The sequence below is a fragment of the Cypionkella aquatica genome (assembly GCF_030161095.1).
Classification (GTDB): domain Bacteria; phylum Pseudomonadota; class Alphaproteobacteria; order Rhodobacterales; family Rhodobacteraceae; genus Cypionkella; species Cypionkella aquatica.
The window spans coordinates 616,163-642,095 of the sequence record NZ_BSPP01000007.1 but is presented as its reverse complement, the minus strand read 5'-3'; the positions used below and the strand labels follow the sequence as shown (position 1 = coordinate 642,095).

The following is a 25,933-nucleotide window of genomic DNA, read 5'->3' as shown; positions in this document are numbered from 1 at the left end:
GCTTTATTATTGCTTGTGCCACACTCTGCCCCGCGCCTATTGAACGGCCTTAGCCTAATCCCACCGTTGCGCATAGAGCAACTTCGGCAACTCTGCGTTTACAAAACACGCTACAGGGTTGCCTTGGGCACTACGTTGGTCGCGCTTGGGAAGTTGCACAGAAATGAGATCATCATGCTGCCCCACAGCCTGAACGCGATGCCCAATAGCCTTTGATCTGGGCGAGGTTGCAGGGTTTCAGGCAGGTGGATGGCCTCCCTTCCCCTTGGCGGTCAAATCAGGCATAACCAGCCCAATCTGATTTCAAGAGGGCAATCATGCACGACATCCGCGCCATCCGAGAGAATCCCGCCGCTTTTGAAGCCGCCCTCGAACGCCGTGGCCTGTCGGGCGTCTCGGACGAAATCCTTAAACTCGACAGCGCGCGCCGGGCGAAAATTCTCGCCGCCGAAACCGCAACCGCCGCACAGAATGCCGCCTCGAAAGAGGCCGGTGCCGCCAAAGGGCGCGGCGATGATGCCGAATTCAACCGTTTGCGCGCCTTGGTGGCCGAGAAGAAATCCGAAACTGCCGCGATGAGTGCCGAAGCCGAAGCCCTGGATTCCCAGCTGCGCGACGTTCTGATGGGCCTGCCCAACCTGCCGCTGGCTGAAATCCCGGATGGCGCGGATGAGGATGACAATGTCGAGATCCACCGCTGGGGCGCGCCGCGCAACTTCGACTTCACCCCGCTGGAACATTTCGACATCGCTGGCGTCAAGCCGGGTATGGATTTTGAAACCGCCGCCAAACTGTCGGGCGCGCGTTTTGTGGTGCTGAAAGGTGCCGTGATCCGGGTTCACCGCGCATTGGCGCAGTTCATGCTGGATACCCATATCGAAGAGCATGGCCTGCAAGAGACATGGACCCCGGTTCTGGTCAAAGAAGATGCGATGTATGGCACCAACCAGCTGCCAAAATTCGCCGAGGACAGCTATCAGACCACAAATGGCTGGTGGCTGATCCCGACATCGGAAGTCACGCTGACCAATTCGGTTGCCGGGGATGTGCTGGAAGAAGCGGCGCTGCCGATCCGCATGACCGCGCATACGCAATGCTTCCGCTCGGAAGCGGGCTCTGCTGGTAAGGACACCAGCGGCATGCTGCGCCAGCACCAGTTTGAAAAGGTCGAGATGGTGACGATTTGCACCCCCGACACGGCGCTGGCCGAGCATGAGCGGATGACCAACTGCGCGCAGGCCATTCTGGAAAAGCTGGAGATCCCTTACCGCACCATCGTGCTTTGCACGGGTGACATGGGCTTTGGCGCGCAGAAAACCCATGACCTTGAAGCATGGCTGCCGGGGCAGAACAAGTATCGTGAGATTTCGAGCGTATCGACCTGCGGCCAGTTCCAAGCCCGCCGGATGAATGCGCGCTTCAAGGTGCCGGGCGGCAAGCCTGATTTCGTGGCGACGCTGAACGGCTCGGGCCTTGCGGTGGGGCGCTGCCTGATCGCGGTGCTGGAGAATGGCCAGCAGGCTGATGGTTCGGTTGATCTGCCTGCGGTCCTGCACCCCTATCTGCGCGGCAAAACCAGAATTTCGGCGGCGGGCGTTTTGGAGTGAACCAAACCCCGGCTCAGGCGTATTAAAGGTATGAAACGCATCATCCAACCCGCCCTGCTTTTGGCCACGCTGGCCTTTGCCGTAGCCCCGGCTTTCACACCGTCCTTCCGGGGGTATGACCCCGCGACGTTTCCGGTGCAGATCGCCCAACCCAGCGTGCAGCCTGCGGGCTATGCGTTTGCGATCTGGGGGCTCATCTATCTGTGGCTGATCGCACATGCTGGCTTTGGGCTGATCAAGCGGCGCGGGGATGCGGCATTCATCCGGCCTGCGCTGGCGCTGACGGTTTCGGTTCTGCTGGGCACGGTGTGGCTTGCCATTGCGGTGGCGGCGCCAATCCCTGCGGCGGTGGCGATTGTCGTCATGGCGGCGACGGCGATTTATGCCTATTTGGTCGCCGACCCTGTGCAGGATCGTTGGCTGCTGGCGGCACCTCTTGCGATTTATGCGGGCTGGTTGACGGCGGCATCGGCAGTCTCAACCGGGGTGATCATCGCGGGATATGGCATTTTGCCCGATACCACAGCCGCGCTGGCGATGCTGGGCTTGGTGTTGGTGGTTGCGATTGCCATTCAGATCAAGCGGCCGCGCATGCCGATTTACGGCGCAACAATTGTTTGGGCGATTGTCGGGATTGTCGTCAAAAGCTGGGGCAGCAATGCGACCGTGGCTTATGCAGCACTGGCTGGGGCGGTGATCATGGCCTGTGTCACGCTGGTGTCGCTGCGCGGGCGGATCAGCTGATCTGAGGCTGCAAATTTTGTCCCAGCGGGGACACACTTGTGCTTTTCCTCAGGATAGCAGGGTAAAACCACAACATATTGTGGTATTTTGTCTGCAGAGGCGAAAACAGCCGCCACCCGCTGAGGGCAGTCTGCGCTAAAATCGTCCTGCGCGACTGTCCTATTGGCACCACGCCGCCCCGGATCGAGTCTGGGGCCGCGTGGGAACATCGCGCAAAGCTATTGCCCGGTGTTCTTTTCCTTGTGCTTGCGCAGTCGGCTTGGCGTGTGGAATTTTGGATTGCGGAACGGGTTCTTGTCGCCCTGCCCCCGGAAGGTCAGGCGGATCGGGGTGCCGGGCATGTCAAAATGCTCGCGCAGACCGTTCACCAGATAGCGGCGATAGGTGTCGGGCATATCGTCGGGGTGCGAGCACATCGCGATGAATCCCGGCGGACGCTGTTTGACTTGGGTCATGTAGCGCACCTTGATGCGCCGCCCGCCCGGAGCCGGTGGCGGATGCGATTCGATCATCGCCCCGAGCCAGGTGTTCAGACGTGCGGTCGGGATCCGGCGGTTCCAGACTTCGTGTGCTTTCAGGATGGCATCGTGCAGACGGTCAAGGCCGCGCCCGGTTTTACCAGACACCGTGATCATCGGCGCACCGCGCAACTGCGGCAAAAGACGCTCGAACATCTCTTTCAGCTCGGCCAGCTTTTCCTGCTTTTCGTCTTCGAGATCCCATTTGTTGACGGCGATCACAACGGCGCGGCCCTCTGTCTCGGCGAAATCAGCGATGCGCAGATCCTGCACCTCGAACGGGATTTCAACATCCAACAGCACCACGACCACTTCGGCGAAGCGCACTGCGCGGATGCCATCGGACACCGACAGCTTTTCCAGCTTTTCGTTGATCCGCGCTTTCTTGCGCATCCCCGCCGTGTCAAAAATCTTGATCGGCGTGCCCAGCCATTCGGCCCGCACCGAGATCGCATCGCGGGTGATGCCAGCCTCTGGTCCGGTCAGCAGACGGTCAAAACCAAGGATCTTGTTGATCAGCGTCGATTTTCCGGCATTGGGCCGCCCGATTACCGCAATTTGCAGCGGTTTCTTGGCGGTGGGGCGGAAGGCGTCAACGTCCTGCTCCAACTCGGCGTCTTCTTCCGAGATGTCGATTTCGGTGTCGGGGGTATTCTCGGCCTCACGCTCGGCAAACTCGCCCTGCAGCGGGAGAAGCATGTGGTAAAGATCGTCCATGCCTTCGCCATGCTCGGCAGAAATGCGCAACGGCTCGCCCAGACCAAGGCTCCAGCCCTCAATCGCGCCCGCATCGCCAGCTTTGCCTTCGGCCTTGTTCACCGCCAAAATCACCCGCGCGCCTTTTTTGCGCAGAATGTCGGCAAAGGTTTCGTCCGAAGGTGTGACGCCGATGCGGCCATCAATCACGAACAGGCTGACATCGGCCATATCTACGGCGCGCTCGGTCAGCCGCCGCATGCGGCCCTGCAGGCTGTCATCGGTGATTTCTTCAAGCCCTGCCGTGTCGATCACGGTAAAGCGCAGATCAAACAGCTTGGCATCGCCTTCGCGCAAATCGCGGGTCACGCCGGGCTGGTCATCGACCAGCGCCAGCTTGCGCCCGACAAGGCGGTTAAAAAGCGTCGATTTGCCCACATTGGGGCGGCCGACGATGGCAAGAGTAAAGCTCATTTCAGGCGTCCGGGTATAACTAAGCTGTCCCCATACACGCACCCAGCCTTAACGGAAAGCGTGAAGTTGCCCGTTGCCACCGACCACAAACAGCAAACCCTGCGCCAAAGCGGGGGCCGAGGCCGCGCCACCCGGTATTTCCGCGCTGTAGACAAGGTTGCCATTGGTCGGATCAAAGCCGCGCAAGCTGCCGTCGGACGAGGCCACAACGATGCGCCCGCCCGCCAGAACCGGGCCATAATGCGCATAGATCGCCTGACGTTTCTTCGGCTTGTCCTTGACGAAATACGGCATTTCGATCGACCAGATCACCTCGCCGGTGCTGGCATCCAGCCGCACCAGCCGTGCCTGATCATTGACCACGAACACCGAGCCGCCAGCCACCAAGGGCGGATTCAAAGCGCCCTCATTTGTGGTCCAGATCCGCCCGCCGGTGGTCATGTCAATCGCCACGGTGCGCCCGGCTGCGGTGCCCAGATAGACCGTGTTGCCGACGATCACCGGATCACCGGTCACATCGCCCATGCCGCCGTAGCTGCGGCCCAGCCGTTGGCCCGAGACACCCGCGTTCCAGATCGGATCGCCCGCAGCCAGCGATACTGCCGAGATTTGGCCGCTGGCAAATGGCAACACCGCATCGTTATCGCCCACTGCAATCGCCGCCGTGCCGATCATCCCCGATGCATTCGGCGCACCCGGAAGCTGCCAGAGCTGCTTGCCGCTGTCCGCCGCGACCGCCAAAGCCGAGCCATCCCGGCCCATCGCATAGACCACATTGCCCGACACGGTCGGCGCCCCGGTCAGCGGGCTGTCAAAGCGTTGCCGCCAGACGATGCCGCCGGTGCTGGCGTCCATCGCCACCAGCTCGCCATAGCCCGAGGTCGCATAGACGCGGTTGCCCTGTGCCGCGAGACCACCGCCGACGATTTTGCTGGCGTCGCCTGAGTCTGGGGCGATGCTTGCGGTCCAAAGCGCGGCCCCCCCGGTCGAGGTCGCAGCCACCCGCGCGCTTGCGTCCATGGTGAACACCCGCCCACCTGCGACCACGGGCGATGCGGCGATGCGCATGCGTTTGCTGTCTCCTGCGCCGATGCCGACACTGAACACCCGCTGCGGATTGGCAGACAACGCGCCATTGCCAGAGGCATGCCGCGCATTGCCCCCCCGGTTGCCCCAATCGGCATTGGCTGAAGCGGCGGGCAGCGAGATCGGCACCGAAGTGTTCACCGGGCCTTCGACTGGTGCCACGGGTGCTGCCTGTCCTTCGACTGCCACCGAATCCTCAAGCGGGGTGCGCACGGGAAAGCGTTCGCCTTGCAGGATCACGTCTTTCTCGCATCCGGCCAGACCAATGCACAGCACCAGCCCCGCTGACATCAGCTTCGCCATTCCGATCTTGCCGCTGCTCATCACGCGAAACACTCCCAGATTCATTCTACAGCGCCGCTTGGGCGCATCAACCAAAGCACCCTGACAGCGCGTCAGCCCGCATCGGCCACAGGTTCAGCCGCCGCATCCGTCGCGGGTTCAGGCGGTGTGCCCCCCAGCGCCGTGATCATTTGAGCGGCACGCGTGCGCAGCCCCTGCGGACTGTCCTGATCCTGCATCAATGCGCCAAGCGCCGCAATCGCATCGGCTGTCTTGCCATCTTCGATCAGCAGATAAGCCAGTTGCTCTGCCGCCAACGTGCGAAACGCCCGGCCCGGCACCGCAAGCGCCTCTAGTGCGGTGCGACGCTCGGCAATCGGCATATCTTTGCCTGCCAGCATCACCCGGCGCAGGGCGGCCAGATCACGGTAGACCTGCGGTTGGGTGGCATCCGCGCTCAGCTTATCCAAAGCCGCCAAGGCTGCCGGCTTGTCCTTGCCCGCATCGCTGGCCAGCATCAATTCTTTCAGCGCCACTTGGCCGCCATCGGCAGGCACGGCAGCCATTGCCGCCGCACGATCTTCCGGTGCGCCCAGATCAACGGCATCCAGCATCGCATCGCCAAAGCTTTGCGCCCGTGCCGCAGCCGAGGCCTTGGCCCATTCTGTGTAAGCTGCGCCGCCGACGACACCGACAACGATCACCACGCCGATCCAGCCATATTTGCGGAACATCGCAAACAGACGGTCGCGGCGCACTTCATCAGTGACCTCGCTGATAAAGCTGTCAGGATTGCTCACACTGGCCTCTCTTTCGTGCCAAAGCGCGCGCGCCCCAGCTTTGGTCTTTTGCCCTGCCACGCGCAGGGGCATCTTGCACCCGTCTTACAGGCAAATCCCGTAACTTGCCAAGCCCCGCAAGGTGCGCGGGTGGACCCTGCCCCCGATGCAGCCCATCCAGAGGCAAATTCAGCAAAATCGGGGGCGCCGCCGCGTTTGCGACCAAGTTTCACCATATTGTGCTGACATACCCCGCAAACCTGTCCTTTCAGCCCGAGCATCCGATGGAACCCGCACTTCTGGCCAATATCTTCATGTTTCTGGGCGCTTTGGGCCTGAACCTTGGGTTAAGCGAAACCGATGATACGCCGGACAGCGGTGTATCGCGCGATGATCCGCTGTATGATCGGCAAAATTACGCGGGCCGCACGGACGGCACCGAGGGTGATGACACTGTTACAGCCTCGTCCGACAGTCAGGCGTGGTTTCTGCACGGCGGTGATGATGCGCTTACGGCCGCTTCCGGCAATGACTATGCCAATCTGGGCGATGGCGATGACCAAGCTGTGATGGGTGCTGGCAGCGACATCGCGTTGGGCGGTGACGGCGCGGACAGTATCGCAGGCGGCGTTGGCGCAGATTCGCTGTTTGGCGGCTTGGGCGATGATCAGCTGCAAGGCAATCTGGGCGATGACGGCCTTGCCGGTGGCGACGGCGATGATGCGATCTGGGGTGGCGCGGGCAGCGATGTTCTGAACGGCGGCGCGGGTGATGACACCTTGTCGGGCTTTGTCATCGGATCGGCGGGCGCAGGCGGCATGACCGGCACCGAGGGCAGCGATCAGCTGATTGGCGGCGATGGCAATGATCTGTTGGTGATTGGCCACGGTGACATCGCGCAGGGTGGCTCTGGCGATGACACGTTCAATCTGGATACCCGCTGGAACGATGGCACCGCTCTGACCCATATCACCGATTACACCGCCGATCAGGATCAGCTGCACATCACCTATACACCGCATTACTCGGCCGATGGTTCGGTTGAGATCGTGCCAGTGATGACGCTGACCCACACCACCGATGGCAGCACCGAGATCCGCATGGATGGCTCTGTTGTAGCGCAGCTGGATGGGGTGAGCGATTTCAACCTGAATGACATCGTGCTGGTGCCGGATGCGGCAACCGATACGCAATATGTGCCGGGGCGCTATACATCAGAGGTCGATGGCACCGATGGCGACGACAGCTTTGCTGGCGGCAGCGATCCGACGGCTTGGCTGCTGGGTGCGGGCGCCGATCATCTGACCGGATCATCCGGCGCAGATTATGCCGATCTGGGTGCGGGCGATGATCATGCCGTGCTGGGTGACGGCAACGATTCGGTGCTGGGACATGCAGGCGATGACAGCCTCGACGGCGGTTTGGGTGCGGATACTTTGCGCGGCGGCGATGGGCTTGATACGATGCAGGGCGGTGCGGGCGCTGACCGCATGGCGGGCGACGGCGGCAATGATCTGATGGCAGGTGGTGCCGGGGCTGACAGCCTGCTGGGCGGCGGCGGTGATGACACCTTGTCAGGCTATACCTATGATCATGCTGCCGAGGCTGGCATGACGGCGATGGATGGCGCAGACACGCTGGCGGGCGGAGACGGCAATGACACCTTGATCATCGGCCATGGCGATACTGCCAGTGGCGGCGCGGGCGCTGACCGCTTTGTGCTCGAGTCGCAATGGGCCGATGGCACGGCTGCCGCGACGATCACCGATTACAGCGCTGACAATGACGCGCTAGAGCTGCATTATCAGCCGCAGTTCGACGCCAACAATATCGAAATCGCCCCTGTCGTCAGCGTGCAACAGGCCGCGGATGGCACCTCGACCGCGATCAGTCTGGACGGGGTTGTGGTTGCCAATGTCACCGGCACCCGCGCCGTGGGCTTGGCCGACATCACCTTGGTGCGCGCAAGTTAACGGCCAAACACGCAGGACTTACGGCACGTTCAACTGCGCCGCAATCACGCCCCGCCACTGCGCGCGCGCAGGGTCGAGCTTGCCCGCCGACAGCAACGCATCCAGCAGCGCCAAAGCTTCGCGCTGGCGCGGTTTGGGGTCTGCGTCAAAGATCGCCATCCGCACGAGGCTTGCGACCAGAGCCATCTGATACTCCACATTACCGGGATCACGCGCGGCCATAGCTTGGGCGATCTGATAGCTCTGCTGCACATAATCCCGCGCTGCCGCGATATCGCCCTGCATCATCGCCACATCACCCAGCCGGTCCAGATTGCCCGCAACATCTTGCTGATACAGCGCATTGCCCGGATCGGCGCGCGCAAGGCCCTGCGACATCGCTTGCGCGGCGCTGAACCATTGCGCCGCCCCGGCAAAATCCTGCGCCTTGAACGCAAGATCGCCCAAGCGCGATTGCGTCAGCGCCACACCGCGCTGCCAGTCGACATTGGCCGGATCCATGCCCATCAGCTTTTTCCGCAGATCAAGCGATTTGCGGTAAAGTGCCGCCACACCTTCCGGCTGCTGCGCCACCCGCAACGCATCGCCCAGTTTGACATAGGCCATCGCCAGATCGTTTTGCCATTTTGCCTGCCCGCCATCGCGCGCGACCAGCTTTTCCAGCACAGCCACCTCGGCCCGAAAGCGCAACAACGCGGCCTTGGCATCGCCCATCGACAAGAACACATCGCCGATCTTGTCAAAACTGGTCGCCAGATCATTGGCCCAATCGCCGCGCGCGGGCTGGGTGGCCAACAGCGCCTGCCGCAATGCCATCGCGTCATTATAGACCGCCAGCGCGCCGCCAAGATCACCGCCCAGCTTGCGCAGATCACCCACCCGGTCGAGCGACAGCGACAGATCACGCCGCACATCATCACGGTCCGGATATGCCGCCACCAACTGCCGCAGCACCGCCAACCCGGCCTCTTGCAGCTGCAAAGCCTTTGCCAGATCGCCGCGCAGCTGTGCCACATCGCCCAGTTTCGATTGTGCGACGAAAACATCATGCCGCCATTTCAGCGGCGCATCCGGGCGGGCTGCCAACTCTTGGCTCACCAGCAAAGCCGCCTGAAACTCGGCCTCTGCCGCATCCAGATCGCCCTGCAATAACAGCATATCGCCGATATTCACCCGCGCCACCGCCCAGTTGCGCCGAAAATCGGCATCCCCGGGCGCGGCGGCCACCCGCGCCGCAGCCAGTTCTTGCCACGCGCGATAGGATCGCAAGGCCAGCGAGGTGTTGCCAGTATCGCGGAACAGATCGCCCTGATCCCAGAGCAGATCGCTGTAAGCCTCGCGGTCTTTGCGCGGTAAGGCGGCCCCCTCTAGCTCGGCATAAAGCGCCAAAGACTTGGCAAGATCGGCGCTTGCCAGATCATAGCGCAGATCGGCTTTTGCCGCATTTGCCGCCAGCGCAAGGGTCTGGGCCTGTGACAAGGTGCGGGCGCGGTAATTGTCGCGCAAGGCATCGCGGGCGGCGGCATCCAGCTTTGCGGCCTGATCCAAAGCGGCCCGCGCAAGATCAAAGCTGCCCAAGTTCAACGCAACTTCGGCCTGCGCACGGTAATCGGCGACCTTGGGATCATCCGCTGACAACAGCTGCAGCTGCGCGCGAAACCGCAAGAAGGATTGCGCCGATTGCAGCAAAGCCTGTGCGCGTTCCGGCCCGGTTTTGCGGCCCAGATCCGCCGACATCAGCGCGCCATAAAGCGGTGCCAGCGGCATGTCGTTTTGGGTGGCCAAGGCCTCGACCTCGGCGCGCAAGGCGGGCGAAAGCCCTGCCATGGCAAGCAAAAGCCGATCCCGCTCGCCCAACGCGCCTGCCGATATGCCGTCAGATGCCGCGAAGAACAGCTGCGGCAAACCGCTTTCGATATAGGGCAATTGCGCGCCGCGACTGCGATCATAGACATCCTGCTGCACCAAGGTCAGCGCCGTGCGCACCTCGACCCCCGGCGTTGCAAAATGGCGCAACAGTGCCTCGGTGAACGGGCTGTCCTGGCCGGTGCCATCTGCCGCCACCTCTCCGGGAGCGGCGGAGAACGCGAACAGCACGCCATCGGCGCGGCCCACCCGGCCCAGACCGGGCTTGGGTTGATCCACCGCATCCTCTAATGCGACAGCCGAGCGCCCCTGCCCCGAAGCCCCACCGCCCCAAGGATCTTCGCGGCAGGCGTCCAGCAGCACAATGCCGATCGGTGCCACCGCCGCCAAAGCCGCCTGCACCTCTGCCAGCGGCAAAGCACTGCCCGCCACCGCCTGCGCCGACCCGGCCTGTGCATCAACCGGCAGCAGGTAATTCAGCCCCGCAATCTCGACCCCATGCCCTGCGTAGAACACCAAGGCCACATCCGCCCCTGCACCATCGGCGCGAAAATCCTCCAAGGCGCGGCGCATCCGGCGCAGATCGCGGTTGGTCTCAACCGTCACCGCAAAGCCCAGATCTGCAAGCAAGCCTTCCACCGCCAGCGCATCATTGACCGGATTTTCCAGCTTGCGCAGGCTGCGATAATCTTGCGCCGCCAACACAAGCGCCACCCGCCGTTCGGCCATGGCCTGCACGGGAGCCTGCAACAGCAGCGCAAGGCAAAATATCATAAACAAACGGGGCAGCATGAAATCACCCTAAGGTGACGTCATTCTGCCCCGAAAACCGCAATCGGTAAAGCGTTACGCCGCCTCGGCCTCTTGCTCATCCGCCGATTGGCGCGCCCACATCGCCGCATATTTGCCATCGCGCGCCAGCAATTCCTCATGCGTGCCGCGCTCGGTGACTTCGCCCGCTTCAAGCACAAGGATGCAATCGGCGTCGGCAATCGTCGACAAACGGTGCGCAATGGTGATCACCGAGCGGCCCTGCCCCATTTCGCGCAGAGATTCCTGAATACTCTGCTCGGTCTGGGTGTCCAAGGCGCTGGTGGCCTCGTCCAGCACCAGAATCGGCGGGTTTTTCAGCAAAGTCCGCGCGATACCGACACGCTGCTTCTCGCCGCCCGACAGCTTCAAGCCACGCTCGCCCACCGTTGTCGCATAGCCATCCGGCAAGGACATGATGAAATCGTGAATTTTCGCCGCCTTCGCCGCAGCCACAATCTCGGCCTCGGTCGCCCCTGCGCGACCATAAGCGATGTTGTAATGCACGGTATCGTTGAACAAAACCGTGTCCTGCGGCACCACGCCGATCAGCCCATGCAGGCTGGTCTGCGTCACATCGCGCAGATCTTGCCCGTCAATGCGGATCGCCCCGCCCGTCACATCATAAAACCGGAACAGCAGCCGCCCGATGGTCGATTTGCCCGAGCCGGAAGGCCCCACCAAAGCATAGCGCTGCCCGGGTTTCAGGGTAAAGCTGACGCCCTTCAGAATGGGCCGCGCCGGATCGTAGGCAAAGCGCACATCGTCAAACGTCACCTCGCCGCCTGTGACCTGCAAGGCCAAAGCCCCCGGTTTATCGGTGACTTCCTCGGGTTGGCCCAGCAGATGAAACATCGCAGCCATATCGACCAAAGCCTGCCGGATTTCGCGGTAAACCGTGCCAAGGAAGCCCAAGGGCATGGTGATCTGCACCATATAGGCGTTCACCATCACGAAATCGCCGACGGTAAACTGGCCAGCCTCGACGCCATAGGCCGACATCACCATCACCAAGATCAAACCGGTGGTGATGATGAAGCTTTGCCCCATGTTCAGCACCGAAAGACTTTGGCCGGTGCGCACGGCAAAGCCTTCGTAAGCCGCCATCGCGCCGTCATAGCGCTGCGCTTCTCGTGCCTCGGCGTTGAAATATTTCACGGTTTCAAAGTTCAGCAGGCTGTCGATGGCCTTCTGGTTGGCGTCGGTGTCCTGATCGTTCATCTGACGGCGGATCTGCACGCGCCATTCGGTGACCTTGAACGTGTAGACCACATAAATCGTGATCGTCACCACCACGACGACGGCATAAGCCCAGCCGAAGTAAATCGCGAATATGATGGACACTAGCGAGAGTTCCAAAATCAGCGGCCCGATCGACAGCAACATGAAGCGCAACAGGAAATCCACGCCCTTGACGCCGCGCTCGATCACGCGAGACAGCCCGCCCGTTTTGCGGGTGATGTGATAGCGCATAGACAGGCGGTGAATATGGGTGAAGGTTTCAAGCGCCAGCTTGCGCAAAGCGCGCTGGCCGACCCGCACAAAGATCCAGTCGCGCGCCTCGCCAAAAGCCACCGAGCCGAACCGCGCAAGGCCATAGGCCACGGTCAGACCAATCGCGCCCAGCCCCAGCATCGTCGGCGCATCCGGGGTGCGGCCAACCAAGGCATCCACCGCCTGTTTGTACATGTACGGCATGGTGATCGCCACCAGCTTGGCCATCAGCAGGAACAGCAGCGACGCCACCACCCGCACCTTGATCCCAGTTTCGCCTTCGGGCCACAGATAGGGGGCGACTCGTTTCATCGTCGCCCAACCGCCCGCATGGCCATCCGTATCGTCAACCGCGCTTGCCTTGACCGCGCTGGCCTTGGGTGTCACGTTTCGCATATTCCCAGATCCTTCATCGCGGGGGCCAAAAGGCCGCACCCGCTTTACCGACAGCCCCATATCCGCTATGGAAAGATAGTTCAATGATTCATGAGCAGTTGAAACGTGGAGAAACCGCAAGCCCTCGCCGCTTTGTCCGCCCTTGCCAATGATGCAAGGCTGGATCTGATGCGCTTGCTGATGCCCTTGGGCGATCAGGGTCTGGCGGCTGGAGAGATCAGCCGCGTGCTGGGCCTGTCATCCTCGCGGCTGTCCTTTCATCTTTCGGCGTTGGAGCAAGCGGGCCTGATCCGCTCTCGCAAGCTGGCGCGCAACGTGTTTTATTCGGTCGATGCGGCGGGTATGGGCGGCACCATCAGCTTTTTGCTGAATGATTGCTGTATGGAACATCCCGAGGTTCTGGCGTGCTGCCGTCGTGGCGACAGCGCCAAATCCACTGTTACGGAGCCGCAGGGATCGTAAACACCTGCCCCGGATAGATCAGGTCAGGGTCTTTGATCTTGGCCTTGTTGGCCTCAAACACCTGCACATACATCACGCCGTCTCCGAAATTCTGCTGTGCGATGCCCCATAGCGTATAGCCGGGTTGCACGGTGACGGAAACCGGAGCCGGTTTGGCGGCTGCCAATGCCGGCTGCACCGCCGTGGTTGCCATTTCTGCCCCGGCCGCCTCTGCCGCTTCGGGTGCGGCGGCTTCCGCCATCGCCGCTGCAGGGTCAACCGCTGCAGGTTCAGCGCCCGCCGCATCGGCGGCCATTGCCGCTTGGCTGGTTGTGACGGTCGCAGGCGCGGCGCTTTGTGGATCTGCAACAGGCGCTTGTGTCCCTTGCGCCGAAGCAGGCGCGTTCGCCGCATCTGGCGCGGGTGATGCCGGATCGGCACTGCTGCCGGGTTGTTGCAGGGCTGCGGCCAGATCCTCGACGGTTTCGCGTTTGAACGGAGTTTCAAACCGCGAAGACACCTTGCCATCCGCGCCCAGCTGATCGACGCGCAGGGTGTAGATCCCCGCAGCCACATCGCGCAGGGTAGCCGCCCAAGCGCCATCGCCGCCTGCCGTCACATCGGCAATCGCCGCACCGTCCAGATAGATCCGCAACGGCGCAGCAGCAGCCGCCCGCCCGCCCAGCAGCACCGCGCCATCCGGTGCATAGCTGATCGTATCCACCCCCACACTGCCGCCGACATCGGCGCTGGCCGAAGCCGTAGATTGCAGCACCTTTACCCCATCCGGTGCAACCAAAACCGCAGACGGCGCTTGCAAGACGGGCTCTGCCCCGGCATCTCCGCCCGTCGCGGCCCCCGGCGTTGTCTGCGTCGGGGACGCCACGATCGGGGCCGCCACAATCGGAGCCAAGGCCACGCTATCCGCGCCCGGCACAATCACCCCATCAACGCCCACCGCCTGCAGCGACAACATCCGTGCGTCCGGCCCCAAAGTCACATCAAACAGCGCCGCAAACTTGCCCTGCGCATCCGCCTTGGCCTGCGCCACCTCGACGCCATCAACCAGCACCTTGACCGCCGCGCCCGGAGCCGCAATCCCTGCCACCGTCGCCGCACCATCCGCCGCCACCCGCGCCACATCAAAGCTGGGCAATATCACCGCAGCCGGGGCGACATCGGGCACCGAAGGCGCATCCGCAACCGATTGGGCGGGCACGGTTTCAACAGTTGTTTCAGGGCTTGCCGCCACATCTGCACTGGCAGCCGGATCTGCGCTGGCTTCCGTCTCTGCGCTGACCGCCGCCGGAGCATCCGTTGCAGCAGGCTGCGCAGCGGGGTCCGCCACGGCCACCTGATCGGGCGCAGGCCCCGGTGGCGGCGCGTCCGGCCCGCTGGCAAAACCGAGATAGGCCACTACGGCCAGCACTGCGGCACCACCGGCAACCACCGCCCCGCGCGCAGCGCTATTCAACGCGTTCCAACCAGCCATCGCTTCCCCCGATTCAAAGCGTGATAAAGGCCTGTTCCCGGCCCTTCTTTCTTTCGTCATGGAACCCCTATATCAGGCGGTAACGCAACAATTTTCGGATAGATATGCTCATGGCCCGTGCTCTGCCTTCGATCTGTGTCTTCTGTGGCGCGCGCGCCGGTCACAATCCCGCCCATGCCCAAGCCGCCCGTGCCATGGGTCAGGCGATTGCCGCGCAGGGCTGGCGGCTTGTTTATGGGGCGGGTGATGTGGGTCTGATGGGCGAGGTCGCACGTGCCGCCCAAACCGCAGGGGCGCCGACCTTTGGCGTGATCCCGACGCATCTGATGTCAGCCGAGCGTGGCAAGCACGATCTGTCGCAACTGGTGATCACCGAGGATATGCACGAGCGCAAAAAGGTGATGTTCATGAACTCGGATGCTGTCGTGGTGCTGCCGGGCGGTGCTGGCAGTCTGGACGAGTTCTTTGAGGTGCTGACTTGGGCGCAGATCGGCCTGCACCGCAAACCGATCTATCTGTTGAACGTCGAAGGCTATTGGAACCCGCTGATCGCCCTGCTCGATCACATCATCGCCGAGGGTTTTGCCGATGCTTCGGTGAAGACCTATTTCACCGCGATGCCGGATGTGCCCGCTTTGACCAGCGCCCTGCGCGCAGCGCTTGGCTGACGCTTAAGACAGATCAACCACGGTGATTTCGGGCGGCACACCGAAGCGGATGGGCAGGCCCGAGCAGCCCAAACCGCCCGACACCACCAGATCGCGCGCGCCTTCGCGGAAATGGCCGTAGTCAAAGCGCTGGCCAAACCGCGACGGCACCACCGGCGCCCAAGGACCGAAGCGTATCTGCCCGCCGTGGGTATGCCCCGACAAGGTCAGCGCCACCCGATCCGGCACGGTCACGAACTGATCGGGTTCATGCGCCAACAGAATAGCAGGATCACTGTCGTTCATCTGTGCGACAGTTCCGGCCACATCCGACATGCCGACGATATCACGTCGATCCTCGCGCTGAAAACACGCTTGACTGTCGGTGCCACCCAGCCAGAACGCAGCCGCGGCCTGCCCCAGTTTCACCGCGCGATTGGCCAGCACCGGGATGCCCGCGGCCTCTAGCACGGTCTGGCTGTGGCACGGGCCTGCCCGGCGCGCGATGGCTGCGGGATCGTCCCACCAATCATGGTTGCCCATCACCGCATAAACGCCAAGCGGTGCGCGCAGGCCCGCCAGAATAGGGGCGACGGCCTCAATCGGCACTATGCGGGTCTGAAACCGATGCGAGGCGCGGTAATCGCCCATCAGCGCGATCAGATCGCCGCCCTGCGCATTGGCAAGGCTGACCATCTCTGCCACACGCGCCTCATTCATGCCAAACCCAGTGGCGTGCAGATCAGCGACCATGACGATGCGCAAGCGTTGGCCACGCCGCCAGCCCGCAGGCGCAAGCGCCCAGTGCTGCACCCTCAACCGCAATGCCGCCTCTGCCACTGCATATCCCGCAGATAAAAGGCCTGCCAGAGTTCCCCCCAGCAGGCCCTTCAGAAATCCCCTTCGGGAGATCATTTACAGCTTGGCTGCAACCGCTTCCCAGTTCACCAACTTCTCAAGGAAGTTCGACAGGTAAGCCGGGCGCTTGTTGCGGAAGTCGATGTAGTAGGAATGTTCCCACACATCGCAGCCGAGCAGCGCGGTCTGGCCAAAGCACAGTGGATTGACGCCATTCTCGGTCTTGGTGATCTTCAGGCTGCCGTCCTTGTCTTTCACCAGCCACGCCCAGCCCGAACCGAATTGGCCCGCGCCTGCCGCAGCGAAATCTTCCTTGAACTTGGCAACCGAACCGAACGCCTCAACCAGCGCCTTTTCCAGATCGCCGGGCATGGCTTTGCCCGCAGGCCCCATCACTTCCCAGAACAGGTTGTGATTCCAATGCTGCGAGGCATTGTTGAAGATGCCATTCTGCGCCACGGAGCCCGCCGCATAGGTGCCTTTGACGATATCTTCCAGCGACTTGGACTCCCACTCGGTGCCCGCGATCAGCTTGTTGCCGTTGTCAACATAGGCCTTGTGGTGGATGTCGTGGTGGAATTCCAACGTCTCTTTCGACATGCCAAGGGCCGCCAGAGCGTCATGCGCATAGGGAAGATCGGGAAGGGTAAAAGCCATCGGATGAACTCCTGTTTTCAGATGTGCGTTGCCCTCTATAAGTGACTTTGAATCGGCAAGGTCAAGGGCAACACTGCCAATTCGTTACTTCTTGCTCGACTTCTTGCCTGCTTTTGCAGACTTGGCGGTGCAGCGTCCGACATCGTCGATCTGGTTGCTGAAGCTGGGCGCGTACAGCGAGAAAGTCATCTTGCCATCAGGTTTGTGCAGCTTGATCCGATAGTCCAGATCGGCGCTGACAGAGCCCATCTTCAACCGCTCGATATGCCAGGTAAACGTCACCCAATCGGCTGATTCCGAAGCGATTTTTGCCTTGGTGGGCGCGCCGTACACATGCATCACCACGCCATCATTGACAAAAGCCTCGCCGGTCTCGGAATCATGCACGATCAAGACCTGCTTTTGCACGATGGAATTGTCCGCACCCGAACTGGGGCTACAGTCATACAGCACCGGCTTGGCCGCGGCATGGCCTGCAACGGATACCAAAACGGCAAAAGCCGCCAAACCTAATTTACGCATAGCATATTCCTTAACCGCAGCGACTTGTCCGCAGGCGTCATAAACCAAGCTTACTTCTGAACCGTGCAGCGTCCCTGCGACGAAAACTGGTTGTCAAAGCCAACCGGTGTGACCGTCATCGACAGCCGCCCGTCCGCCTTGAACACCCGCGCGCGATATTCCCATGACGCACTGCCCTCGGTGCCTTTCAGGGTTTTCAGCTTCCAGTCAAACACCGTGCGCACATCGCTTTCGGATTGCACCACACCTTTGATCGGTTTGCCAAAGGTGTTCATAATGATCGGATCATTGATCAACACCTCGCCCGTCGCCTTGTCATAGGCGATGACATATTCGGGTTGCAGCACGGAATCCGAACGGCCCGCATCGGGCTTGCAATCATAAATCACTGGTTTGGCCAGCGCAGGCTGCGCGCAAACCATCAAAGCCATCAAAATAGCGAAACCTCTTACGCGCGGCGGCATCGGGCAAACTCCTTGTTCCCATTTGCCCCATACCAACGCCGCGCCAAAGGCTTCGTCAACCGCCAAATGCCGGAGGTTGCTTAAGAAATCTCACTGCCCTTCATCGCAGAATGGCTGAGCAATCCCATCACATAGCCCGCGACAGAGCGGAAGCAGACAACAGTAAAGCCATCTCCATCTTTCCAGAATGCAGCGGCCACCTGTGCCGCCCGGGTGCGACGCAACTCTTTTGGCCCCAGAGTCGCAAAATCGACCGGCGAAAGTTTTGCCAACACCTGATCAGCCTTGGCCCCTTCGACGCGAAACACCGCGCGCGCATCCGAAATCGCAACTGCCAGATGGTGCTGGCCTTGCAGCGCATCCGCAATCGCCGTCAGCGCTGCATCGGTTTCGCCATAAGGCAGGATCAGCAGATATTCGTCCGGGCTCATCCAGCCCGCCGCGCGATCGCCAGCAATCTCGATCTGGCGCTGTGAGGGCGCCGCAGTGCCCACCGCCGCCTTGATCGCGGCCGCAAGCCCCGGCACATCGGCTTTCGCCCGCAAACCGATCATGCCCACGGGGCCGATCTCGGACACTTTGGCAAAGCCATCAAATGACGCATGCGCCAGCGGGCTGACAATGTGGGTGCTGATCCGATCAGACATTATTCTTCTCCCCGTCTTTGTCATAGAACACCGGATCCACCACTTTCGCCTTCACCACACCGCCGGTGATCGTGGTAAATTCCACCACATCACCGATCCGGTCCAAGCCGCCCTTGATCAACCCCATCGCAATGCCCTTTTTCAGGGTGGGCGAATAATAGGTCGAGGTCACGCGGCCTTGGGTATTGCCCTGCCCGTTCGCATTTTTGCCAGCAGATGGAATATAAGCGCCGTCCTGCACAACTGAGCCGTCCAAAGTCTCAAACCCAGCCAGCTTCCAGCGGTCAGGCGAGGCAAGGAAATTGCGTTCCTGCCCGCGCTTGCCCAAGTAATCGGCCTTTTTCTTCGAGATCGCCCAGCCGAGGTTCAAATCCTGTGGAATGATGGTGCCGTCGGTTTCATCACCGATCATGATAAAGCCCTTTTCGGCCCGCATGATATGCAACGCTTCGGTGCCATAAACCATCGCGCCAAACTCGGCTCCGGCGGCGTGCAATGCCTCCCAGAACGCGAGGCCGACACTGGCCGGAACCGCAACTTCGTAGGACAATTCGCCCGAGAAGCTAATCCTGTACACCCGTGCAGGAAATCCGCCCAAAGTGCCATCCGCCCATTGCATGAACGGCAGCGCTTCCTTGGAAACGTCCATCCCGCCCAGTTTCTCCAGCACTTTGCGCGCGTTAGGCCCAACCACGGCCACCTGAGCCAGTTGTTCGGTGACGTTGGCCGTATAGACCTGCCAATCCCACCATTCGCATTGCAGCCAGTCTTCCATCCAGGCGTGGATACGATCCGCGCCGCCGGACGTGGTATGGCAAAGCCAGGTATCCTCGTCGATCCGCGCCACAACGCCGTCATCCGACAGGAAGCCTTGCTCGGAACACATCAGGCCATAGCGGCATTTACCGACAGGAAGCGTCGACATGACGCCGGTGTACAGCATATCCAGAAACTTGCCCGCATCCGGCCCTTTGACGATGATCTTGCCAAGGGTCGAGGCATCCAGAAGTCCCAGATTGGTGCGGGTGTTGATCACCTCACGATGCACGGCTTGCTCGTGGTTCTCGCCCGCACGCGGGAAGGTATAGGGGCGGCGCCACAGACCGACCGGTTCAAAGTACGCGTGGTTTGCTTCGTGCCAAGCGTGCATCGGCGTCTTGCGCAGGGGTTGGAAGATATCGCCACGCGACTCGCCAGCCAAAGCACCCAGTGTCACCGGGGCATAAGGCGGGCGGAACGTGGTGGTGCCGACCTGCGGGATTTCTTCATGCAAAGCATCAGCAAGCACGGCCAGACCGTTGATATTGCTTAGCTTACCCTGATCCGTTGCCATGCCCAAAGTCGTGTAGCGCTTGGTATGCTCGACCGAAGTATAGCCTTCGCGCGCAGCCAGTTGCACGTCCGATACTTTCACATCGTTCTGATAATCCAGCCACATCTTGGCCTTCAGCGCGGGTCCTGCACCCTGCGGCATGATCCAGACCGCTTCCATATCCGCCTCGGGGGCCGCATCAGCCACAGCGGCCACGGCTTCGGCCTTGAAGCCCGCAGCCTCTGCTGCCGCAGCGCCGCCCTTGGCACCGCAAACCAGCGCGTCAGCCGCCGTCATCATGCCATTGGCATTGCCGACAGGCACCACCATCGCCAAGCCATCCGCGCCAGTCGGCGGGCGGGTCGCATCGGGGCGGAAATGGGCATGGGTTTTGTCCCACACCAGCTTGCCGCCGCAATGGCTCCACAGATGCACCACCGGCGACCAACCGCCCGACATCGCCACTGCGTCGCAGGAAATCTCTTCCAGAACAGCGCCTTGCCCGGCTTGCGCACAGAGAGAAACCCCGGTGACACGCTTGCCACCTTTGACCTTGGCAATCGCGCGGCCTGCCTCGACCCGGATGCCCATGGCGCGCGCCTTGGCGGGCAGATCGCCCGTCACTGATGCGCGTGCATCGACGATGCAAGGCACCGACAACCCCGCCTGCACCAGCGCAATCGCGGTGCGGTAGGCGTCGTCATTGTTGGTGACAACCACGGTGCGATCCCCAGCCGAGACGGCGTAGTTCACCACGAATTCGCGCAGCGATCCCGCCAGCATCACGCCGGGAATATCATTGCCCGCAAACGACAAAGGCCGCTCGATCGCTCCGGTCGCCGTCACAATTTGCTTGGCCCGAATCCGCCACAACCGCTTTTTCGGACGACCATCGCCCGGCGTGGTATCGGCGACCTTTTCTTCGGCCAGCACATAGCCGTGGTCATAGACGCCCGCGCCCATCGTGCGCAGCTTCATCGTCACATTCTCAAGTCCAGCAAGGGTTTGCACGGCATTGTTGATCCACACATCTGCTGGACCGCCCTCGATCACATCGCCATCCACCGGCGCGCGCCCACCCCAATGCGCGGCTTGCTCCAGCAACATGACCCGCGCGCCAGATGCGCCCGCAACCAATGCCGCCTGCAAACCTGCAATGCCGCCGCCAAGGATCAGCACATCGCAAAAGCTGTAGGTGTATTCATAGCGATCCGCATCGCGCGCGGTCGGCGCTTTGCCCAAACCAGCCGAGCGGCGAATGATCGGCTCGAACAGATGTTTCCACGCAGCGCGCGGCCACATGAAGGTTTTGTAGTAAAACCCACCCGGCAGAAAGCGCGCCAGAGTGTTGTTGATCACGCCCACGTCGAACTCTAGGCTCGGCCAGTGGTTCTGGCTGGCCGCTTCCAACCCGTCGAACAACTCGGTCGTGGTCACGCGCTGGTTCGGCTCGAACCGGCCATCGCGGCCAAGGCCCACAATCGCATTGGGCTCTTCTGGCCCTGCCGCCACCAAGCCACGCGGGCGGTGATATTTGAAGCTGCGGCCCAGCAACATCTGGTCATTGGCCAGCAGCGCCGAGGCCAAGCTGTCGCCTTGCAAGCCGCGCATGGCCTTGCCGTTGAACGAAAACTCTTGTGGAGCCGAGCGGTCGATCAGACGGCCGCCTTTTGAAAGCCGGGTGCTCATTTGTAGCCCTTCCAGTCCGGCCGTTTGGCCTTGATCTTGTCTTGCAGGTCTGCAGGCGGCGCTGAAGATTGCGCGGGATAGGTGCCGAACACTTCCAAAGTGTTGGTATCGCGCGCCGCCAAAAACCACTTGCCGCAGCCGTACACATGCCGCCAACGCTCAAAATGCACCCCTTTGGGGTTCTTGCGCGCGAACATGTAATCTTCAAACTCGGTATCTGAAGACCCGGGGCCAAAGCGCTTGAGATGCGCCTCATAGCCCGGCGTCAGTTCGGTTTCTTCGGCTTTGACGCCGCAATACGGACATTCCAGAATCAGCATAGCGTCATCCCTGTTGGCAATGTGCAAGCAAGGGCCGAAGCACCCTGCGGATACGAGAAAAGGGCGGACACCGCACGGTGTCCGCCCAAATTGGTCAGATCAAAACCAGCCCGCAGGCCAGCGGTGTTACGGGTTGGCAGGTGCTGCCGGAGGCGTGGCAGGTGCCGGGTCAGCGGGCGCAGGCACAACCGGATCGGCTGGCGCAGGTGCGACAGGATCGGCAGGGGCCGGGGTGACAGGGTCAGCCGGGGCTGGCGCAACCGGGTCAGCGGGTGCTGGCGCGACTGGCGTTTCAACGGTGACATTGTTGGTGTCGCCGGTGTTGTTGGCGCCCATGTTGCTGTCACCGAACACGAACCACAGCAGCAGAGCCACCGCGACGACCAAGCCGCCGACGATGAAGCCAAGGTTGCTGGCAGGTTTGGGTTCTGTGATGCGGATATCGCGCTCGGGCGGTGTACGATAGTCTTCAGCCATGACGAAGTCTCCTTGCAGAATGTATCTGACAAGGTAACGCGGCGAGGCGCGTTTTGGTTCCAGAGGCGGGCGAAACCCAACATCAATGCGCAACCCCAGCGGCCACGGATTCGTCGATGAACTGACCTTCCTTGAAGCGCCACATGTTGAACGCCTCGGCCAAAGCCCCCGGCTCGCCCTTGGCCATCAGCTCGGCCATCGCCCAGCCCGACCCCGGAATGGCCTTGAAGCCACCCGTGCCCCAGCCGCAGTTGATGAAGCAATTCCCCAAAGGCGTTTTCGAGATGATCGGCGAGCGATCCCCGGTCATATCGACAATCCCGCCCCATTGCCGCAGCATCTTCAGGCGGCTGATCATCGGGAAGGTTTCAATCAGCGCGCGCAGGGTTTCTTCGATATGGTGGAAAGAGCCGCGCTGGGTGAAGTTGTTAAAGCCGTCGGTGCCACCACCGATCACCATTTCACCCTTGTCGGATTGCGACATGTAACCATGCACGGTGTTGGCCATCACCACCACATCCATGCAGGGCTTGATCGGCTCGGACACCATGGCTTGCAAAGCCACTGCCTCAACCGGCAGACGGAAGCCTGCCATTTCAGCGACTTGGCCCGAATGGCCCGCGACGACAACGCCCAACTTCTTGCAGCCGATAAAGCCCTTGGTGGATTCCACCCCGGTCACAACCCCTGCTTCAGAAGTCACACCTTTGACCTCGCATTGCTGGATGATATCCATGCCCATATCCGAGCACGCCCGCGCATAGCCCCAAGCCACGGCGTCATGCCGCGCGGTGCCGCCACGCGCCTGATAGAGCGCCCCAAGGATCGGATAGCGCGGCCCGTCGATATTGATGATCGGCACCAATTCCTTGACGCGCTTCGGCGAAATCCACTCGGTCGCGACACCCTGCATGTTGTTGGCATGCACCGTGCGCAGATAGCCGCGCACCTCGTGATGGGTCTGGCCCAGCATCAAAAGCCCACGCGGGCTGAACATGACGTTATAGTTCAGATCCTGCGACATCGTCTCATACAAGGACCGCGCCTTTTCATAGATCGCAGCCGACGGATCTTGCAGGTAGTTAGACCGAATAATTGTGGTGTTCCGACCAGTGTTGCCACCGCCCAGCCACCCTTTTTCGATGATCGCCACATTGGTGATGCCGAAATTCTTGCCCAAGTAGTAGGCGGTCGCAAGACCATGGCCACCTGCCCCCACGATGATCACATCATAGGCTTTCTTTGGTGCCGGAGCAGCCCAAGCCCTCTCCCAGCCAAGGTGATAATTCAGCGCCTGTTTGGCGATGGCGAAAACCGAATAGCGCTTCATGGGCTGGCTCCCTTAACTTTACGCTGCTTATCGCGTGATCCCTGCTTTTATCCCGCCCCACCAGCGGCACAATCGGGAAAATTACGACACGCGCGGCGGATTTGAACCAAGCGTGATGGCTGCGGCGCAATCACCTCTTTTGCCGCAATGCCAAAGCGCCTACACCCGGCTCAGCAAGGACGCCAACAGCAAGGGGCCAGGATGCAGGATTGGGTGTTTTGGGCAGCGGTGCTGGGGCTTTCAGGCGGCGTGGTCGCGACCTTGCTGCAAGCCCTGCGCAACGGGGCCGTGCAGGCCGATCCCGGGGCTGCACTGAAAGTTTACCGCGATCAGCTGGCAGAAGTCGACCGCGACCTTGCCCGCGCCGTGATCACTGCGCCCGAGGCCGAGCGCCTGCGCACCGAAGTCTCGCGCCGCCTGCTGGATGCGGACCGCGCCCAACAAAATATCGTGGCTGGTGGCAGTGGCAAAGTTTGGCCCGCAGCCGCTTTGGTCGTGCTGGCGGCTGCGGCGGCGCTTTATACCTATGACCGCCTCGGTGCCCCTGACTATGCCGATCAGCCGCTGAGCGATCGGTTGGCGATGGCCGATCAGCTCTACAACAACCGCCCAAGCCAAACCGAAGCCGAGGCCGCAGCCCCTGCCCCCGCAGCCGAACCGCAGCCAGATGCCGAATTCGCCGCGCTGATGGAAAAGCTGCGCGCCGCCGTGGCTGCACGCCCGGATGATCAGCAGGGCTTGGCACTTTTGGCCAGAAACGAAGCGCAACTGGGCAACTACATCGCCGCGCGCAAGGCGCAGGAACATCTGCTGGACCTGATGGGTGATACGGCCAGTGCTGCCGATCACGCGGGCCTTGCACAGACCATGATTTTTGCCGCCGGCGGTGCGGTCACGCCGCAGGCCGAACGCCACCTTATCCGCGCGCTGGAGCTTGACGCCACCAACCCGCTTGCGCGCTATTTCTCGGGCCTGATGTTCGCCGAAATCGACCGCCCCGACCGCGCCTTTGCCTTGTGGGAGCCGCTTTTGCGCGAAGGCCCCAGCGATGCGCCGTGGATCGCCCCGATCCGTGGCATGTTGCAGCAAACCGCCGATGCGGCCGGGATCAAGTATCAGTTGCCCGACCTGAAAGGCCCCAGCGCCGAGGATGTCGCCAGTGCCGATGGCATGTCGAGCGCGGATCGCCAAGACATGATCAAAGGCATGGTTGATCAGCTGCAAACCCGGCTGACCAGCCAAGGCGGCCCGGTCGAAGAATGGGTCAAACTGATCAAATCCAGCGCGGTTTTGGGCGATAACGCCCGCGCCAAAGCCGCTTATAAACAGGCCCTTGCCGCTTTCAAAACCGATGACGCCGCCTTGGGGCAGATCGAAGCCGCCGCCTCGGATGCCGGAGTAACCCCATGATATGCCTTGAGATCAGCGAGTTTCTGGCAGCACTGCCCGCAAACCGTGCCATCTGCGGCCTTGATCTGGGCGATAAAACCATCGGCATTGCGGTGTCCGATCTGCGCCGCAGTGTCTCGACTCCGATTCACACCGTGCGCCGCACCAAGTTTACCGCCGATGCCGCCGAATTGCTGGCCGTGCTGGCCGAGCGCAACATCGCAGGTATCGTGCTTGGTCTGCCCTTGAACATGGATGGCTCTGAAGGCCCGCGCGTGCAATCCACCCGCGCCTTTGCGCGCAACCTGATCCGGCTGAGCGATCTGCCGATCACCTTCTGGGATGAACGGCTGTCCACCGTTGCCGCCGAACGTGCGCTGCTGGAAGGTGACACCTCGCGCAAACGCCGCCGCGAGGTCATTGACCAAGTCGCCGCAGGTTATATCTTGCAAGGTGCGCTGGATCGCTTGGGCTATATGGCCAGAACCCCGCCAGCGTCAGATAAGCCCGCGATCATACAGGACGACAGCTGAATGGACGAAGTCTGGAAACGCGCCGAGATCGAAAGCCCCTGCGTCAAACTCTGCGTCGTCCACCCCGAGGCCCGGATTTGCGTCGGCTGTTTCCGCAGCATTGACGAGATCGCAGGCTGGTCGCGCCTGACCCAAGCCGAACGCGCCAAGATCATGGCAGAACTGCCCTCCCGCGCCACCACCCTCACCAAACGCCGCGGCGGTCGCATGGCACGCCTTGCCAACCCCGAAACCTAACCCAGCAAAACTGACGCCTTGGGTCATATTCTGGGTGAAACCGTCCCGCGCATAGCGTTCCGCAGCGGCAACCAAGCACCCCACACCCCAATCGCGCAGCCACCAAACCGCGCGCAAATAGCAGCGCAAAAGTTAACAAATCGTAAAGTCGCCGCCTAACCCCTTGATTTCACGCACAGCGCGCGCGGTCCCA

At 61.7% G+C, this 25,933-nt stretch carries 23 protein-coding genes; 8 read left to right on the top strand and 15 right to left on the bottom strand.

Going from position 1 to position 25,933, the window contains the following annotated elements; all coding sequences use genetic code 11:
* The first annotated feature begins 317 nt into the window (after nucleotides 1–317).
* Both serS and QQJ98_RS11680 read left to right on the top strand, forming a co-directional pair.
* Nucleotides 318–1,607 carry a serine--tRNA ligase gene (gene serS / locus QQJ98_RS11685; protein ID WP_284325503.1) on the top strand — a complete coding sequence of 430 codons (1,290 nt, stop codon included), beginning with the start codon at nucleotides 318–320 and terminating at the stop codon, nucleotides 1,605–1,607.
* Between the two features lie 30 nt (nucleotides 1,608–1,637).
* Complete coding sequence (locus QQJ98_RS11680; RefSeq protein ID WP_284325502.1) at nucleotides 1,638–2,351, top strand: tryptophan-rich sensory protein; 714 nt, start codon at nucleotides 1,638–1,640, stop codon at nucleotides 2,349–2,351.
* Between the two features lie 218 nt (nucleotides 2,352–2,569).
* Here QQJ98_RS11680 and der read toward each other — a convergent pair whose 3' ends face one another.
* The 3 genes from der to QQJ98_RS11665 all read right to left on the bottom strand — a co-directional run bounded on the left by der (nucleotide 2,570) and on the right by QQJ98_RS11665 (nucleotide 6,207).
* On the bottom strand, nucleotides 2,570–4,039 hold the full coding sequence (gene der / locus QQJ98_RS11675) for a ribosome biogenesis GTPase Der (protein WP_284325501.1): 1,470 nt from the start codon (nucleotides 4,037–4,039) through the stop codon (nucleotides 2,570–2,572).
* Between the two features lie 48 nt (nucleotides 4,040–4,087).
* Entirely contained in the window at nucleotides 4,088–5,449 is a 1,362-nt protein-coding gene (locus QQJ98_RS11670; RefSeq protein ID WP_284325500.1) for an outer membrane protein assembly factor BamB family protein, read from the bottom strand.
* Between the two features lie 71 nt (nucleotides 5,450–5,520).
* Nucleotides 5,521–6,207: a hypothetical protein gene (locus QQJ98_RS11665; protein ID WP_284325499.1), complete on the bottom strand. Its 687-nt coding sequence runs from the start codon at nucleotides 6,205–6,207 to the stop codon at nucleotides 5,521–5,523.
* A 263-nt stretch (nucleotides 6,208–6,470) separates the two neighbouring features.
* Between QQJ98_RS11665 and QQJ98_RS11660 the strand changes: the two genes are divergently transcribed.
* A complete protein-coding gene (locus tag QQJ98_RS11660) occupies nucleotides 6,471–8,159 on the top strand; it encodes a calcium-binding protein (protein ID WP_284325498.1) in 1,689 nt (562 codons plus the stop codon).
* Nucleotides 8,160–8,177: 18 nt separating this feature from the next.
* On the opposite strand, the gene QQJ98_RS11655 is transcribed toward QQJ98_RS11660, so the two are convergent.
* Both QQJ98_RS11655 and QQJ98_RS11650 read right to left on the bottom strand, forming a co-directional pair.
* The gene (locus tag QQJ98_RS11655; protein ID WP_284325497.1) at nucleotides 8,178–10,817 is read right to left on the bottom strand and encodes a caspase family protein; all 2,640 of its coding nucleotides are present in this window, start codon (nucleotides 10,815–10,817) and stop codon (nucleotides 8,178–8,180) included.
* Between the two features lie 54 nt (nucleotides 10,818–10,871).
* Nucleotides 10,872–12,641, bottom strand: a complete 1,770-nt coding sequence (locus QQJ98_RS11650; RefSeq protein ID WP_284325594.1) for an ABCB family ABC transporter ATP-binding protein/permease — start codon at nucleotides 12,639–12,641, stop codon at nucleotides 10,872–10,874.
* Nucleotides 12,642–12,830: 189 nt separating this feature from the next.
* On the opposite strand from QQJ98_RS11650, the gene QQJ98_RS11645 reads away from it, so the two are divergent.
* A complete protein-coding gene (locus QQJ98_RS11645) occupies nucleotides 12,831–13,187 on the top strand; it encodes an ArsR/SmtB family transcription factor (protein ID WP_284325496.1) in 357 nt (118 codons plus the stop codon).
* On the opposite strand, the gene QQJ98_RS11640 is transcribed toward QQJ98_RS11645, so the two are convergent.
* Entirely contained in the window at nucleotides 13,165–14,658 is a 1,494-nt protein-coding gene (locus tag QQJ98_RS11640) for a LysM peptidoglycan-binding domain-containing protein (RefSeq protein WP_284325495.1), read from the bottom strand. The two genes, QQJ98_RS11645 and QQJ98_RS11640, sit on opposite strands and share 23 nt — an antisense overlap.
* Before the next feature lie 110 nt (nucleotides 14,659–14,768).
* Between QQJ98_RS11640 and QQJ98_RS11635 the strand changes: the two genes are divergently transcribed.
* Nucleotides 14,769–15,326: an LOG family protein gene (locus QQJ98_RS11635; protein WP_284325494.1), complete on the top strand. Its 558-nt coding sequence runs from the start codon at nucleotides 14,769–14,771 to the stop codon at nucleotides 15,324–15,326.
* Between the two features lie 3 nt (nucleotides 15,327–15,329).
* On the opposite strand, the gene QQJ98_RS11630 is transcribed toward QQJ98_RS11635, so the two are convergent.
* The 9 genes from QQJ98_RS11630 to QQJ98_RS11590 form a co-directional block, all read right to left on the bottom strand.
* Nucleotides 15,330–16,145, bottom strand: coding sequence for a metallophosphoesterase (locus tag QQJ98_RS11630; RefSeq protein WP_284325493.1), 816 nt, complete (start codon nucleotides 16,143–16,145; stop codon nucleotides 15,330–15,332).
* Between the two features lie 75 nt (nucleotides 16,146–16,220).
* A complete protein-coding gene (locus QQJ98_RS11625; protein ID WP_284325492.1) occupies nucleotides 16,221–16,820 on the bottom strand; it encodes a superoxide dismutase in 600 nt (199 codons plus the stop codon).
* A gap of 84 nt (nucleotides 16,821–16,904) precedes the next feature.
* The gene (locus QQJ98_RS11620; protein ID WP_284325491.1) at nucleotides 16,905–17,342 is read right to left on the bottom strand and encodes a hypothetical protein; all 438 of its coding nucleotides are present in this window, start codon (nucleotides 17,340–17,342) and stop codon (nucleotides 16,905–16,907) included.
* Between the two features lie 50 nt (nucleotides 17,343–17,392).
* Complete coding sequence (locus QQJ98_RS11615) at nucleotides 17,393–17,806, bottom strand: hypothetical protein (RefSeq protein WP_284325490.1); 414 nt, start codon at nucleotides 17,804–17,806, stop codon at nucleotides 17,393–17,395.
* Nucleotides 17,807–17,886: 80 nt separating this feature from the next.
* Nucleotides 17,887–18,453, bottom strand: coding sequence for a sarcosine oxidase subunit gamma (locus QQJ98_RS11610; RefSeq protein ID WP_284325489.1), 567 nt, complete (start codon nucleotides 18,451–18,453; stop codon nucleotides 17,887–17,889).
* Nucleotides 18,446–21,454: a sarcosine oxidase subunit alpha family protein gene (locus tag QQJ98_RS11605; protein ID WP_284325488.1), complete on the bottom strand. Its 3,009-nt coding sequence runs from the start codon at nucleotides 21,452–21,454 to the stop codon at nucleotides 18,446–18,448. Before QQJ98_RS11605 ends, QQJ98_RS11610 begins: the two co-directional genes overlap by 8 nt.
* The gene (locus QQJ98_RS11600; protein ID WP_054008561.1) at nucleotides 21,451–21,774 is read right to left on the bottom strand and encodes a sarcosine oxidase subunit delta; all 324 of its coding nucleotides are present in this window, start codon (nucleotides 21,772–21,774) and stop codon (nucleotides 21,451–21,453) included. Before QQJ98_RS11600 ends, QQJ98_RS11605 begins: the two co-directional genes overlap by 4 nt.
* 126 nt (nucleotides 21,775–21,900) lie before the next feature.
* The gene (locus QQJ98_RS11595; protein ID WP_284325487.1) at nucleotides 21,901–22,251 is read right to left on the bottom strand and encodes a hypothetical protein; all 351 of its coding nucleotides are present in this window, start codon (nucleotides 22,249–22,251) and stop codon (nucleotides 21,901–21,903) included.
* 82 nt (nucleotides 22,252–22,333) lie between these two features.
* Nucleotides 22,334–23,581 (bottom strand): sarcosine oxidase subunit beta family protein, encoded by a 1,248-nt coding sequence (locus QQJ98_RS11590; protein ID WP_284325486.1) that lies wholly within the window; start codon nucleotides 23,579–23,581, stop codon nucleotides 22,334–22,336.
* A 201-nt stretch (nucleotides 23,582–23,782) separates the two neighbouring features.
* Here QQJ98_RS11590 and ccmI point away from each other — a divergent pair, with 201 nt between their 5' ends.
* The 3 genes from ccmI to QQJ98_RS11575 are packed head-to-tail and all read left to right on the top strand — an operon-like array spanning nucleotide 23,783 to nucleotide 25,740.
* Nucleotides 23,783–24,991 (top strand): c-type cytochrome biogenesis protein CcmI, encoded by a 1,209-nt coding sequence (gene ccmI, locus QQJ98_RS11585; protein ID WP_284325485.1) that lies wholly within the window; start codon nucleotides 23,783–23,785, stop codon nucleotides 24,989–24,991.
* Nucleotides 24,988–25,503: a Holliday junction resolvase RuvX gene (gene ruvX / locus QQJ98_RS11580; protein WP_284325484.1), complete on the top strand. Its 516-nt coding sequence runs from the start codon at nucleotides 24,988–24,990 to the stop codon at nucleotides 25,501–25,503. The genes ccmI and ruvX overlap by 4 nt, the downstream gene beginning before the upstream one ends.
* Entirely contained in the window at nucleotides 25,504–25,740 is a 237-nt protein-coding gene (locus tag QQJ98_RS11575) for a DUF1289 domain-containing protein (protein WP_284325483.1), read from the top strand.
* Nucleotides 25,741–25,933 lie beyond the last annotated feature (193 nt).

Coding starts and splice junctions, on each gene's coding strand:
- serS (WP_284325503.1), top strand. CDS start 318: ATGCACGACATCCGCGCCATCCGAGAGAATCCCGCCGCTTTTGAAGCC.
- QQJ98_RS11680 (WP_284325502.1), top strand. CDS start 1,638: ATGAAACGCATCATCCAACCCGCCCTGCTTTTGGCCACGCTGGCCTTT.
- der (WP_284325501.1), bottom strand. CDS start 4,039: ATGAGCTTTACTCTTGCCATCGTCGGCCGCCCCAATGTGGGCAAATCG.
- QQJ98_RS11670 (WP_284325500.1), bottom strand. CDS start 5,449: ATGAGCAGCGGCAAGATCGGAATGGCGAAGCTGATGTCAGCGGGGCTG.
- QQJ98_RS11660 (WP_284325498.1), top strand. CDS start 6,471: ATGGAACCCGCACTTCTGGCCAATATCTTCATGTTTCTGGGCGCTTTG.
- QQJ98_RS11655 (WP_284325497.1), bottom strand. CDS start 10,817: ATGCTGCCCCGTTTGTTTATGATATTTTGCCTTGCGCTGCTGTTGCAG.
- QQJ98_RS11650 (WP_284325594.1), bottom strand. CDS start 12,641: ATGAAACGAGTCGCCCCCTATCTGTGGCCCGAAGGCGAAACTGGGATC.
- QQJ98_RS11640 (WP_284325495.1), bottom strand. CDS start 14,658: ATGGCTGGTTGGAACGCGTTGAATAGCGCTGCGCGCGGGGCGGTGGTT.
- QQJ98_RS11635 (WP_284325494.1), top strand. CDS start 14,769: ATGGCCCGTGCTCTGCCTTCGATCTGTGTCTTCTGTGGCGCGCGCGCC.
- QQJ98_RS11625 (WP_284325492.1), bottom strand. CDS start 16,820: ATGGCTTTTACCCTTCCCGATCTTCCCTATGCGCATGACGCTCTGGCG.
- QQJ98_RS11620 (WP_284325491.1), bottom strand. CDS start 17,342: ATGCGTAAATTAGGTTTGGCGGCTTTTGCCGTTTTGGTATCCGTTGCA.
- QQJ98_RS11615 (WP_284325490.1), bottom strand. CDS start 17,806: ATGCCGCCGCGCGTAAGAGGTTTCGCTATTTTGATGGCTTTGATGGTT.
- QQJ98_RS11610 (WP_284325489.1), bottom strand. CDS start 18,453: ATGTCTGATCGGATCAGCACCCACATTGTCAGCCCGCTGGCGCATGCG.
- QQJ98_RS11605 (WP_284325488.1), bottom strand. CDS start 21,454: ATGAGCACCCGGCTTTCAAAAGGCGGCCGTCTGATCGACCGCTCGGCT.
- QQJ98_RS11600 (WP_054008561.1), bottom strand. CDS start 21,774: ATGCTGATTCTGGAATGTCCGTATTGCGGCGTCAAAGCCGAAGAAACC.
- QQJ98_RS11595 (WP_284325487.1), bottom strand. CDS start 22,251: ATGGCTGAAGACTATCGTACACCGCCCGAGCGCGATATCCGCATCACA.
- QQJ98_RS11590 (WP_284325486.1), bottom strand. CDS start 23,581: ATGAAGCGCTATTCGGTTTTCGCCATCGCCAAACAGGCGCTGAATTAT.
- ccmI (WP_284325485.1), top strand. CDS start 23,783: ATGCAGGATTGGGTGTTTTGGGCAGCGGTGCTGGGGCTTTCAGGCGGC.
- ruvX (WP_284325484.1), top strand. CDS start 24,988: ATGATATGCCTTGAGATCAGCGAGTTTCTGGCAGCACTGCCCGCAAAC.
- QQJ98_RS11575 (WP_284325483.1), top strand. CDS start 25,504: ATGGACGAAGTCTGGAAACGCGCCGAGATCGAAAGCCCCTGCGTCAAA.